The following is a 12,680-nucleotide window of genomic DNA, read 5'->3' as shown; positions in this document are numbered from 1 at the left end:
AAGCGTCTCAGCTCGTTGTTCGCTTTCGGAACTTCAAACCGGTGTACGAACCGGTCAGATTTGATAAGCTAAAGGCCGCGCTTCGGCAGCCTCGCCGACGACAGCAAACAGCGAGCGACAATGAAACTCAAACAGGACAAGAATTTCGATAAACTGATCGAGCGATTCGAGAAGAAAGTCTATGCGACCGCAAAAGGCGACTGGCGCCTCAAGCTGCTGAAGGAAGATCTCGAGCCTTTCTACCGCTATCCCGAACCCCTGACCGTTTGGGATGCCGGCTGCGGCTTTGCGCAGATCAGTGCGGAGCTGGCCGAAAAAGGGCACCGGCTGACGCTTTGCGATCTGTCCGAAAAAATGCTGGCCCGCGCCGAGCAGCTTTTCCGTACCCAGGATCTGGAAGCCGAATTCCACCATCGGGCGGCGCAGGCGCTGGCGCCTGAACTGTCCCGCTTCGACCTGGTACTGTGCCATGCGCTGCTGGAATGGCTGGCGGAGCCGATTCCGACGCTGCAGATCATCGCCGACCGGGTCGCCACGGGAGGCTATCTGTCGCTGCTGTTCTACAACCGGAACGCGATGGTTTATACCAATGCGCTAAAGGGCGGCTGGCGCCTTCGGCACCTCTTGGACGACAGCTATCTCGGCAAGGGCGACAAGCTGACGCCGCCCAATCCGCAATATCCGCACAAAATTCTCGAACAGCTCGAAGCGTGGGGATTCAAGATCATGGCGCATACCGGCATTCGGGTATTCCACGACTATCTCGACAAGGAGGCTCTGAAAAACAGCGATCCGGCCGAACTGTTCGAACTCGAATACCGCTATTGCCGGATGCCCACCTACCGGGACATGGGGCGCTACATTCACCTGGTCGCGCAGCGCACGCTCAACCCGGGATGACCCCTTCGATTGCGGACCGGCAACCTTCCTTGCCGCCCTTTTTACCGTGAAAGGGCTCTCGATGCGCTTCACTGCGTTCGGCACATCCTACGCAGTGGTCAGGTTATTATCGATTTAGATATGGATTTCTAAAACTATCGTTTCCTTTCGCCTGCCGAATGCCCTAACCTATCGGTTATCGTTAATCATGGGTTATTTTCCCGCGCGTTTTTATTCAGGGCTTGCATACCATGCCATTACAGCAGTTAGTCGAACACTTCAACGACCGATTGGGATTTCACGGCAATTCGCGGCCGTTCGTCTTCAATAACGGCGCCGTTCACGGTTTATACGGCCCGATTCAGATCGGCAGCCGGCTGTCGCCGGTCCGGGCGGCCGAAAATCCGTCGCGGATTGCGGGCTACTGCGCCGGACAGGAGCTGACGAACAGTCCGGCGGAACCTTTGTTCGGGGACGACATCGAGCATTTGCTGAATCATCCGTTGTCCCCCTCGATCGATACGCTGTCGATACTGAATTTCGACCGCCTGTCGCGGACCGTGCACATGCTGAATTACCTCTTGCTGCCGGCGCAGGCGGAAACCGACACCTTGTTTCTGGATGTCGACCCGCGGCACATTCTCGGCGTGAAGGAAAATCACGGCGTCTATTTCGAGGAAATCATCGTCCGCTGCGGACTGGAAACCCGCAACGTGGCGATTACGGTACCGGTCAGTCCCGCCTATGCGCGCTTTCAGCAGCAGTTGAACCAGGGCCTGGAAAATTACCGTAGCCGCGGCTATCGAATCGCCCTGAAATTTGACTATGCCGCGCTCGGCCGGCAAGCCAACCAGCTCATTCAGGCCTTGGAACCGAATTTTGTCAGCCTGTCGGCCAATTCGCTGAACCGGATACGCGAAGCCGGCATGGCCGAAAAACTACGGCAATGGACTGCGCTGAGCCGCTCGATCGGCGGGCAAAGCCTGCTGACAAACGTGACCCATATCAAAGGCAGTGCGCTGGCGCAGAACACGGGTTTCGAGCTGGTCGAAGGCGACTTTTACGGCACCCCGTATTTAGGCTTGGAAAAAACCGAGGCGCCGTTATACGCATGATCAAGCGTTCGGGATGACCGCCCTGAACAGTGAGCGGGATGGGGTTTATTACCCCGTCCCCACCAAAACGTTACGAACAGGTTAAATATCCCCAAACCGTTGTAGGGTACGCTATGCGTACCACCGGAGGGTAAAAAGGTATGCACAGCGTACCCTACGGTGCTGCATGCCGGAAAGCTATTTTAGCTACATCCTAAGCCAGCGCCACCGCTATCCCGCCGTCGGCCGTTTTTTTATGGCCGTTCGGCAACATCCCGTACATCCCCAGTTTATGCCGCAATACGTTGCGGCTGATGTTCAACAGTTTGGCGGTCTGTACCTGGTTTTCTTCGCAGAACTCGAAAGCGGTGCGGATCACCGTTTCCTCGATCAGATCGTACAATTGGGGCGGCGCCTGTTCGCAGAGCCGCTGCAGCGCATTCTCCAAGGAAGTGGTCGATACCGCAGACGCGGCCTCTACAGGGCGGACGCCGGACAGTTTGAAATCCTCGGGACGGAGGCGATTGCCGGGGCAGACCAGGAGCGAACGGTGAATCGCATTTTCCAGCTCGCGGATATTACCGGGCCAGTCGTAGCTCAACAGTAACTGCTCGGCGGCAGGCAGCAGCTTGATTTCGCCGTAGCCCAGACGGTCGCCGTAGATTTTCAGGAAATGCCGGGCCAGCGGCAGAATATCGCCGGGACGGTCGCGCAGCGGCGACAGGTGGATCGTGGCGACATTGAACCGGTAATACAGGTCGGCGCGGAAATGCGAAGCCGCCACGGCCTCTTCCAGGTTCACGTTGGTGGCGGCGACGATTCTGACATCCACCGGCACGGCCTGGCGGGAGCCGACCCTGACCACCTCGCGCTCCTGCAGAACCCTGAGCAGTTTGGCCTGCAGGCCCAGCGGCAGGTCGCCGACCTCGTCGAGAAACAGGGTACCCTTGTCGGCGATCTTGAACCAGCCGTCCTTGCTCGCCAGCGCGCCGGTGAAAGCCCCCTTCTCGTGGCCGAACAATTCGCTTTCGATCAGGTTTTCGCTCAACGCCGCGCAGTTCAAGGCACCGAAAGTATTCCGGGTGCGCCGGCTGAGAGAGTGAATGTGACGGGCGACCAGTTCTTTGCCGGTGCCGGTTTCGCCGATGATCAGTACGGTGGCGTCGCTGGGCGCAATCCGCTCGATCTGTTCGAGCAGGCGGCGGGAAACCGGGTCCTCGAAAACCATCGCCGTCGCCCGGAGCGAAAGCGACTGCGAGCGCGACTGCAGTTCGTCAAAAGCCAGTAATGTCATCAGAGTCCCTCTTTAGCTGGAATCGGGGCATTGCTCCCGAAAAAATGCTTTCATCAATAAAACTTTCATGAAGGGCGAAACGAAACCTCCGGTTGTCCAGTCGCCGTCGAAACCCGCTTTGGTTGTATGATAGGGTTTCTGCCGCTTGCTTAAAAACGATATTATTCGAATTACAAATGCATTTCCGGCATAAGGCTGTGCCAGCGCTTCGTATTGAGCATGCAGTTACTCAAGAGCGATCAGGATGACGGTGTAGGCGTATCACGTCCGGCCGCCGGTTCCGCCAAAGCATCCATCGCGGCGTCGATTTCCATCGCCGCCGCCCTGCCGTCGTCCAGCGCACTTTGCAGCTCGGCGGCGGCCCACTGCCGCTCCAGCTCCTCAGCCTGCAATTCGCGCTGCATTTCCGCCTTGACCGCCGCAATCGTACGCCGGGACTTGCCCAGCCAAAATCCTGCATGCCGCGCCACCGCAGGCAATTTTTCCGGACCGATCGCGACCAGCGCCACCAGGCCGACCATCAGCAATTCCGATAAGCCGATTTCGAACACCGTTCCGGCTCAGACCCTGGATTTCCGCGGCTCGGCGATCTCGGCCTCCAAGGCTCCGCCGTCCCGATGAATCAGGGTCTGAGTATCCTCGCTTTCCCTGACCGCGTTCCGAAACCCTTTGATCGCTTCGCCCAGGTCGGAACCGGCATTTTTCAGGCGCCGAGTGCCGAAAACCAGAATCGCAATCGCCAATACCATCAACAGATGGGGAATGCTAAAGCCCATGTTTATTCTCCAAATCATTCATATAGTTTCAGTTTTTAGACCTGCCGGGTTTTGAAAACCCGGCAGGTCTGCCGATATGCCGTCAAACCGCGTTTTCCGCCTTCAGCTTGGCGGCCTGCACCGTCGTCCGCGGGACAGCCTGTTTTTTCGGCGCGAAAGACTTTTTCAGCCGCCGCCAGCCGATCACCAGCGAGCTGGCCCCGAGCACCAGACCGAACGAAATCCAGGCCAGCATCCAGAAATCCCAGATCGGCCGGTAATACAGCCAGCCGAAATCCCAATGGTGCAATGCCGAATACAGCCAACGGAAAACGCGGCGGCTGCGGTCGAATTTGCCGATCAGGCGGCCGTCCTGCGGATCGAGATAGATCAGCGTGCCGCTGTCGTCGGCGAGTTTCGCCAGATGTACCGGCAAAGGTTTTTCCTTCAGGCCTTGATGATGCCGGGGGTAGTAGTAGCTGTCGTAATCGCGCAAGGTTTCGACGCTGGCCACCGGGACCTCCCCGGCCAAACGCTGCACTGCCGTCCGGATCGCGGCTTCGCCGAAACCCGCGCCGTTTCCTGTCAGCGGCAGACGGCGGCCGTCGCGGGTCTCGGCCAGTAAAACCGCTTCGGCGCCCAAACGCCGCCAGTTCAGACCGACGATGTCCTCGCCGTCCGCCGCAGCAGCAATCGAAGAAGTCGGGCGCCAGTCGCGCATCGCCGGCGGCAATTCGCTGCCCAAAAAGCGGTTCAATTCTTCCTTGCTGTAATTCTCCTCGGTAAACCATTTTCCGGGGTTAGTATCGAGAAAACCGCTGAAAGCCCAGCATAGCGCGGCGGTGCCGCCGAGCAGCCCGCTCCAGAAATGCCATTTGGCCCAGAATTCGCGGTACGGCTGCGTGCGGCCCTGCGAGTAGGTCGGCTTGCCGCCGAACCCCGGACGCCAGCGCAGCCAGCCGATGATCAGGCCGGTCAAGGAGGCGACCGTCGCGAACAAGCCCAGCCCCAACTGGAGGGTATGGCGGTATTCGCCGAGGCCGACCGCTTCCAGCGGCTTGAGAAGATGCAGCCAGTTGCCGCTCCAGTAAAGCGCCCGCTCCAGGCGGGTCGAGGCGTGCAACACCTCGCCGGTGCGGGCGGAAATCAGTAGTTCCCTGCCGTCTTCGGTGGCGATATTATGAAATGGGCGCAAAGTATCCTGATTGCGCAGGATGATCGGTTTTTCGGCCGACTCCAGATAACGCAGCGCGACCGGCGCCGCGTTCTCGGCTTTAAACCAGTCCCCGGCGATCCGCAAAGCCTGGTCGGCCGAAGCCTCACGCAGAGAACCGTCGTTGGCCGACAACGCAAAACGCATCCCTTGCGTATCTTCGACCAACCAGACCGGCGCGCCGGCAATCCGGAGCAGGCGGGCATCGGCGATCGCCGGCGGAATCGCCGATTGCTTGACTGCCGCCTCGGCATTGCCCGAAGGTTTCACCCGGCGCTCGGCTGCAGACGCTTTCCGCTGCGCGGCGCTGCGCTCCCAGGCCACGCCCAGGCTCAGCCAGCCCGCCTGCGGCGCCAGGGTTTCGGCATGGGCCAGCTGCTGGCTTCGGCTTTGCGTGGTCGGCGTCGAATACATGATCGCGATGCCGGTCGAAAACCAGGCGAACATGAACACGGCCAGCGCAATGCCCAGCCAACGGTGAACTTCGTAGAGTAGCCAGTTCAAAAACTTCATGAGGGTAATCCTTAACGTTGAATCATTAACTAGGGGGACTAGAGTCCCGACAGATAATCGGCCAATGCCTCGATCTCGTCCTCGCTCAAGCGCCCGGCGACCCGGTTCATCACGCTATCGGGGCTGTTTTGGCGTTCGCCCAATTTCCAGCCGACCAGCTGGGAGCGCAAATACACCTTGCGCTGGCCGCCGATGACCGGATAAACGGTGCCGTTCTTATCCACCCTGCCCTCGCCGTGCCGGCCGTGGCAGCCGGCGCAGGCCGGAATGCCGCGCCCGGCGTCGCCGTGCACGAACAGATCGGGCACGGCTCGATTGCTGTTGCCGCCCTGTCCCCGCATCGGTTTTTGCGCGGCGAAATAAGCCGCGATGTCGGCCATGTCGGCCGCATCGAGGTCTTCGGCCATCACCGACATTACCGCATGCTGCCGCGCGCCGGTTTGAAAATCATGGAGCTGCTTGACCAGATAGCCGGCATATTGACCGGCGTGATTCGGAATCCTTATGTCGCCGCTGTTGCCCTCATCGCCGTGGCATTCCAGGCAGCGGCCGGCATCCGCCTTTTCCCTGCCTGCCGAGGGATCGCCATTGCCGGCGCGCGAGGTCGATCCTTCGCCGCCAAACCCGGCCGCGCTTACGCCGATTGATGAAAACGCCAGGAACAACCCCGCTGCCATCCATTGCGAAAACGCCATTCTTCAGATCGCCTTCCGCCCTGCTTTCAGTTGCTGCACGATGTCCAGGGCCTTGGCGACATTTTCTTTCGGTTTCAGGCCGCCGACCGTGGCGGCAATTTTGCCGTCGGGGGTAATCACGAAAGTCGCCCGCTCGGCGAAGCCGTGGGTAATTTCGTCCCCGCGCGTATCGGTCTTGCCGGGCGACGGATCCCGAACCGCCACGTCGAAGGCTTTCGCGATCTTGCCGTCCACGTCCGCAACGACCGGAAACTTGCCGGCGCAATACTGAGGATCGGCGGAGAACGCGTTCAGCCGTTCGATGCCGTCCAGCGAGACGCCGACGATAGTGGCTCCGGCCGCGGCGAATTTGTCGTAATCCACCGCGAAACTGTGCGCCTGAATGTTGCAACCGCCGGTATAGGCCGACGGAAAGAAATACACCACCACGGGGCCCTTCCGGAGGGCCTCCTTAAGCGAATAATTAAAGGCTTTGCCGGCCAGCGAGGCTTGCGCCTGCACGGCGGGGGCCGGATGGCCTTCAGGCAGGACCGCAAGCGCCGGCGAGGCAAACAGATGAGAGAGCAGAATTGTTAGAAATAAGCGTGTCATCGGCATTCCGTTTACAAAGGTTTGTATTTGTCGTGGCAGGCGCCGCGGCATTGTTTGGAAAAATCGGCGGCGGTATCGGCCGCCCTGGCGGCATCGCCGGTGCTCAGCGCATCCTGGATCGCCTGGGCCTTCTTCTGGTAATCCTGCGCATTGGCGACCGCGTCGGCCGCGTCGCCGCGATCGGCGAAATAACCTTCGACCAGTTTGAAGGCGTTTTGCAGTGCCTTCGCTTCGGTGCCGGCGGTGGTAAAATCCTTCGCCGCGATCGCGTTCTGCACCTCTTGCGTCTGAGTTTCGACCTCGTTCATCAATTCCTCGAAGTCGAAATCGCTTTCGGCGGAAACCGCGCCGCCCGCCAGAGTCAATGCGATCGCAAACAAAATTAGGGTGTTACGCATCTTGAAAAATCCTCATCCCGGTATCCCTATAATCCTTGCCGCACCGCCGGCCGCCGGCTCAACCCGGCGGATTCAACCGGCCTTGATCGACCGGCAGCGCGAGCGCTTTCATGGCAGCATCCTCAGGCGATCAATTCTTTGATCACCTTGCCGTAAACCACGGTCGGCCGTTCGGAACGGCCCTGGTATTTGTAGATCAGCTTCAGGTGGTCCAGCCCCAACTGATTGAGGATCGTCGCGTGCAGGTCGTAGGTATCGACCTCGGCACCCTTCAGCGCCTGTACGCCGAGTTCGTCGGTGCCGCCGTGGGTATAGCCCGCCTTGATGCCGCCGCCGGCGATCCATTGGGTATAACCCCAGGGATTGTGGTCGCGGCCGTCGCCGGATTCGCTCCACGGGGTCCGGCCGAATTCGGACGTCCAGACCACCAGTGTCGAATCCAGCAGGCCTTTCGCCTTCAGATCCTTCAACAGGCCCGCGATCGGTTTGTCGACGATCTTCGAATGCTTGCCGTGGTTGTCTTCGATGTTTTGATGCGCGTCCCAATCGCGGCTGTCGCCCTTGATGTCGGTCGGGCCGGAGACGACTTGGATGAAGCGCACGCCGCGCTCGGCCAGGCGCCGGGCGCGCAGCAGCAGTTCGCCGTACGGCTTGGTCAGCTCGTCGTTCAGCCCGTACAATGCCTTGGTCGCGTCGGACTCTTTGCTGTAGTCGACCGCTTCCGGCGCGGTTTCCTGCATCCGGTAGGCCAGTTCGTAGGATTCGGCGCGGGCTTTCAATTCGCTGTCCTCGGGATAGCGCGAACCGTGCTTTTCGTTCAACCGTTTCAATAAATCCAGCGCGTGGCGCTTCTCGGCCGCGGCCAGGTATTCCGGATTGTTCAGGTGCAGGATCGGTGAATTGCCCGGACGGAACGGCGTGCCCTGATAGACCGCCGGCAGGAAGCCCGACTCCCAGTTGGTCACCCCGCCTCTGGGTTCGCGCTTATCGTTGTAGAGCACCACATAGGCCGGCAGATTCGGATTGGCCGAGCCCAGCGCATACTGCACCCAGGCGCCCAGCGTCGGGCGGCCGGGATTCAGGCCGCCGGAATTCAGCTTCATGATCGAAATGTCATGGGTCGCGCCGATCGTCACGCTGGACTTGATGAAGGCCAGATCGTCCGCATGCTCGGCCAGATTCGGCAGCCAATCCGAAAACCAGGCGCCGCTCTGCCCGTGCTGCTTCCAGGTGCGTTTGGTCGCGATCAGTTTGGTGATGCCGCCCTGGGTACTGGTTTTAATTCCTTGCAGGAACGACGCCGGTATGCCGGTTCCAGCCCGTTTGACCAGCTCCGGTTTGTAGTCGTACAGGTCCAGCGTGCTCGGCGCGCCCGCCATGTGCAGCCAGATTACGGTCTTGGCCTTGGCCGGAAAATGCGGCGCTTTCGGTGCCAGCGGATTGGCGCCGGCCAGCGCCTGCAGGCCGGCATCGTCGGCCAGCGCGCTGGCGATCACCCCGCCGCCCGGTATCAGGCCGGTCACGGCCAGCCCGCCCAAGCCGCCCAATCCGTAGCCGGTTTTAATCAAAAAATCTCGACGCGATTTGTTTTTCATGTTCTTTGCCTTTTAAATTTTTAAGAATTCGATTAAAAGTAACAACCTACATACAACCCATTGCTCCCACACTCCGCATTACCGGCATGAACTAGACATTTCGTCATTCCGGCAGGGAATGCCGGAATCCAGGCTACAAGGATGTATTTAAGGCTTGCCATCCATGGCTTCTGGATCCCGGCAATCCATGCCGGGATGACGACTTGTCTTAATTTGCGCTTGTACCAGAGAGTTCAGTTATCAAATGCCGGTGGTAGCGATCGTTTTCTAAAACCGGTAAATAAACTCGTTCGAATTCGCCACCGCATGCACCAGATCCACGAACGCCGCCGCCCGGATCGGATCGTCCAGTTTCTTGTCCTTGAGGCCGGTCGGAATATTGATCTCGAACTTGCCGTCCGCGGCTTTTTCGCGGATCACGCCTTCCTGCTCCTTCAGGAACGACAGCAGCGTTTGTTTTTCGGCATCGTCCGCATGGCGGGCGAACAGGATCTGATACAAACGGTCGATCCGCGCGGCTTCATCCTTGCCGCCTTCGTTGATCACCCGGCCGGCCAGCGCTTTCGACCAGTCGAAGACCAGCTCGCTGTTGAACAGCGTCAGCGCCTGCAATGGGGTGGTGGTCACCTCGCGCTTGCTGTGCGCTTCCTGCGGCGAGGCCATGTTGAACGAATCCAGGATCGGATACGGGATGCTGCGGCGCGTAAACACGTACAGGCTGCGGCGGTTGTGATCGTGAGCGTCCTTCGAAGTGCGCCAGGCCGGGTCGTTGGCGAAATTGCCGCCGTTGGTGTTGATGATCTTCGGCAGCGGCGGATACACGCTCGGCCCCCCGACCTTGTCTTCCAGCTTGGCGGCTGCGACCAATAAGGAATCTCGCACCTGCTCGGCTTCGAGGCGCTTTCTCGGGAACACCGCCAGCAGTTTGTTTTCGGCATCGGCTTTCTGCACATCCTCGCGGTAATCGGAAGATTGCCGGTAGACGCTCGACAGCAGGATTTCGCGGTGCAGTTTCTTGACGCTCCAGCCGTCCTTCACCAACTTGTCGGCCAGATAATCGAGCAATTCCGGATGGGTCGGCTTTTCGCCGGCCTTGCCGAAATCGCTGACTGTCGCCACAATCCCTTTGCCGAAATACTGGTCCCAGACCCGGTTCGCATAGACGCGCGCGGTCAAAGGGTTGGCCGGACTGGTCAGCCATTTGACCAGCGCGGCGCGGCGCCCGGACGAGAACGGCAGCGGCTTGATGTCCGGCTTTTCGTCGGTGATCGCGGCCGGAAATGCCGGCTGCACTTCTTCCAGCGGCTTTTCGTGATCGCCGACCGCGTAAACGAAGCTCGGCGGGGCGTCGGAATGGCCGAGCTCGGTCATCGCCGAAATGGTGTCGGAACTGGTCGCCGGTTTCAGGTCGTTGAATTTCTTGAGCTGCTTCTCCAGTTTGTCCAGTTCCGCCCACTGCGCCGCGATCTTCTTGTCGTAGGTTTTGGGGTCGGTGCTCTCGCCTTTTTCCTGGAAGAAGGACTGCATGCTGCGCTCGTCGGTCACATTCGTGAGGCGATGGTTCACCCAGCGGTCCTGCGCGGTCCATTTTTCCTTCGGCTTGAAGATCGCTTCCCGGGAATCGGTCAGGTAACGCTCCTTGTGGTACTTCAGCGCCTCTTCGCGGTGGGTATCGATGATCGCTTTCTGCTTGGCGCGAATATCCTTCGTTGCTTCTTCCCATTGGGCGTACTGCTTTTCGTAATCATGCTCGACCTCGCCCTTCCTGGCCGGAATGTTGTCGACCGGCGCGACGTTCGCGAAAAACGCCTGCAGCGAGAAATAATCCTTCTGGCTGATCTTGTCGAATTTGTGGTTGTGGCAGCGCGCGCACTCGACCGTCTGGCCCAGCACCACTTTTCCGACCGTATCGGTGATGTCGGTGGTGATCTGGTATTTGCGCTGCACCAGGTCGCGCGAGTTCGCGTTATCGGGGAACTGCGCCATGAAGCCGGTCGCGATCAGCGCCTGTTCGTCGCCCGGCCACAGCTCGTCGCCCGCCAATTGCTCCTGGATGAAGCGGTCGTAGGGTTTGTCCCGGTTGAAGGCATTGATCACGTAATCGCGGTAGCGCCACATGTTCAGCCGGTCGTTGTCGTTCTGGAAACCGGTGCTGTCCGCGTAGCGGGCCAGGTCCAGCCATTTCCGCCCCTGGCGTTCGCCGTATTTCGGCGAAGCGAGCAGGCGGTCGACCAGCTTCTCGTAAGCATTGTCGGAGTGGTCGTTCACGAACGCATCGACTTCTTCCGGGGCCGGGATCACGCCCCAGACGTCCAGCGTCGCGCGGCGGATGAAGGCGGCGCGGTCGACATCTTTCGATGGCTGCAAGCCCTTGGCTTCCAGTTGCGCCAGAATATAGTTGTCGATCGGCGTCCTGACCCAGTTCTGCTGCTTGACCGGCGGAAACACCGGCGCTTTAACCGGCTGGTAAGACCACAGCTTCGACTTGGACTTCGCCGCCGGCGCGCTTTCCTTGCCGGCCGCCGGTTTGTCGTCCGCCGTCGGGGTATCGATGCTCAATACCACCGAAATCCCCCAAAAGAGCACATAAGATAATTTTCTTTTCATTGACCTACTCCAAAACAAGCGGAGATGAAATCCTCTCGGCTTCATCCTCCCGAACGGCGGCGCTGGCGGCAACCGTATTCAGTGATTCGTTACTTTGCGTTCATCGCGTTTCTACTTGGCTTTTTTCCGCACCGGCGCGATTTTCGTAATCTTTCCCCCTTCCTCCTCATAATTTTGCGATCCTACCGCCCCGACCACCTTGAAGCCTCTATCGGCCAGGAAATCGCCTGCGGCACCCGCGCGGCCGGCGTGATTCGAAACGGTCACGATGGATCTGTCCTTGGGAATGAAAGGTAGCGCCGCGTCCAGCTGCTTGGCCTGAACGCTCAGATAAACCGGAAAGCCGCCGACCCGGGTGAGTTCATCGGGACGGCGCACGTCGACAATCAATAGTTCTTCCGGCTTGGCCAACAGCACATCGAATTGCGCGCGGTTAAGCTTCGGGGTTTTATAAAGGTAAGGCTTGGCGGCCGGCGCGTGCTCGCCGCGATGTTCCGCCGCGCCGGCCAAACCGGGCGAAGCGGCCAGCACCATCGCCAGCAGAAGGGGGTTTGCGGTATTTTTGATCATGGTTTCTTCTCTTTATTTTTCGTAAAACGCATCCGTCGATACGCAGGACTCATGTTGCACTTAGAGCATGGAGCAACATGCGTGCCAGAGCCGGCAGACTTTCCGGCGCACCGGCATAAACCGCCTTTACGAATGATTTATAAGGATTTTTTACTTAATTTTCGGGATTGGAGAGGCATGGAAGAGAACCCGGAATACCGTCCTATTCCCTTGCTGATGAAATTCCAGCAGCCGTACAGCACCTGCTGTTGCTGGGCTAGCAAGACTGCATTCCAAAGCAAGCTTTGGACCCCACTTTTTCTTAACTTAACGGCATGGGTTATAAACCCTGTCCCGCTCAGAGGGATCGTAGGATGGGTAGAGCGAAGCGAAACCCATCATTAAGACTATGTCGACCGATGGGTTTCGGCTGACGCCTCTACCCATCCTTGTATTATCCCATTGTGTTTTTCAAACGGGAATTCCTGTATAAATTC

Annotated in this window: 12 protein-coding genes; 2 read left to right on the top strand and 10 right to left on the bottom strand. The window is 59.2% G+C overall.

The genetic code is table 11. The annotated features are described in order from the left end of the window. The first annotated feature begins 120 nt into the window (after window positions 1–120). Both JJL52_RS19945 and JJL52_RS19940 read left to right on the top strand, forming a co-directional pair. Window positions 121–900, top strand: a complete 780-nt coding sequence (locus tag JJL52_RS19945) for a methyltransferase domain-containing protein (RefSeq protein ID WP_202054277.1) — start codon at window positions 121–123, stop codon at window positions 898–900. Window positions 901–1,130: 230 nt separating this feature from the next. Continuing rightward, window positions 1,131–1,994, top strand: coding sequence for a hypothetical protein (locus JJL52_RS19940; RefSeq protein ID WP_202054276.1), 864 nt, complete (start codon window positions 1,131–1,133; stop codon window positions 1,992–1,994). Between the two features lie 193 nt (window positions 1,995–2,187). Here the strand turns inward: JJL52_RS19940 and JJL52_RS19935 are convergent, their stop codons facing one another. The 10 genes from JJL52_RS19935 to JJL52_RS19890 form a co-directional block, all read right to left on the bottom strand. Next, window positions 2,188–3,267, bottom strand: a complete 1,080-nt coding sequence (locus JJL52_RS19935; RefSeq protein ID WP_202054275.1) for a sigma-54 interaction domain-containing protein — start codon at window positions 3,265–3,267, stop codon at window positions 2,188–2,190. Between the two features lie 239 nt (window positions 3,268–3,506). Beyond that, complete coding sequence (gene tatB, locus JJL52_RS19930) at window positions 3,507–3,818, bottom strand: Sec-independent protein translocase protein TatB (RefSeq protein ID WP_202054274.1); 312 nt, start codon at window positions 3,816–3,818, stop codon at window positions 3,507–3,509. Window positions 3,819–3,827: 9 nt separating this feature from the next. Then, the gene (locus tag JJL52_RS19925; protein WP_202054273.1) at window positions 3,828–4,043 is read right to left on the bottom strand and encodes a Sec-independent protein translocase subunit TatA; all 216 of its coding nucleotides are present in this window, start codon (window positions 4,041–4,043) and stop codon (window positions 3,828–3,830) included. 82 nt (window positions 4,044–4,125) lie between these two features. Continuing rightward, entirely contained in the window at window positions 4,126–5,748 is a 1,623-nt protein-coding gene (locus JJL52_RS19920; protein WP_202054272.1) for a PepSY domain-containing protein, read from the bottom strand. Window positions 5,749–5,786: 38 nt separating this feature from the next. After that, window positions 5,787–6,443, bottom strand: a complete 657-nt coding sequence (locus tag JJL52_RS19915) for a c-type cytochrome (RefSeq protein ID WP_202054271.1) — start codon at window positions 6,441–6,443, stop codon at window positions 5,787–5,789. A gap of 3 nt (window positions 6,444–6,446) precedes the next feature. Further along, a complete protein-coding gene (locus JJL52_RS19910) occupies window positions 6,447–7,034 on the bottom strand; it encodes a peroxiredoxin (protein WP_202054270.1) in 588 nt (195 codons plus the stop codon). 11 nt (window positions 7,035–7,045) lie between these two features. Next, entirely contained in the window at window positions 7,046–7,432 is a 387-nt protein-coding gene (locus JJL52_RS19905; protein ID WP_202054269.1) for a hypothetical protein, read from the bottom strand. A gap of 122 nt (window positions 7,433–7,554) precedes the next feature. Next, window positions 7,555–9,027 carry a DUF1501 domain-containing protein gene (locus JJL52_RS19900; protein WP_202054268.1) on the bottom strand — a complete coding sequence of 491 codons (1,473 nt, stop codon included), beginning with the start codon at window positions 9,025–9,027 and terminating at the stop codon, window positions 7,555–7,557. A 267-nt stretch (window positions 9,028–9,294) separates the two neighbouring features. Further along, window positions 9,295–11,634 carry a DUF1549 and DUF1553 domain-containing protein gene (locus JJL52_RS19895; RefSeq protein ID WP_202054267.1) on the bottom strand — a complete coding sequence of 780 codons (2,340 nt, stop codon included), beginning with the start codon at window positions 11,632–11,634 and terminating at the stop codon, window positions 9,295–9,297. Window positions 11,635–11,745: 111 nt separating this feature from the next. Then, window positions 11,746–12,204 (bottom strand): rhodanese-like domain-containing protein, encoded by a 459-nt coding sequence (locus JJL52_RS19890; RefSeq protein ID WP_202054266.1) that lies wholly within the window; start codon window positions 12,202–12,204, stop codon window positions 11,746–11,748. Window positions 12,205–12,680: the final 476 nt, after the last annotated feature.

The organism is Candidatus Methylomicrobium oryzae, assembly GCF_016745425.1.
Taxonomy (GTDB): domain Bacteria; phylum Pseudomonadota; class Gammaproteobacteria; order Methylococcales; family Methylomonadaceae; genus Methylomicrobium; species Methylomicrobium oryzae.
The sequence above is the reverse complement of the archived record's forward strand: the minus strand, read 5'-3'. Positions and strand labels throughout refer to the sequence as shown.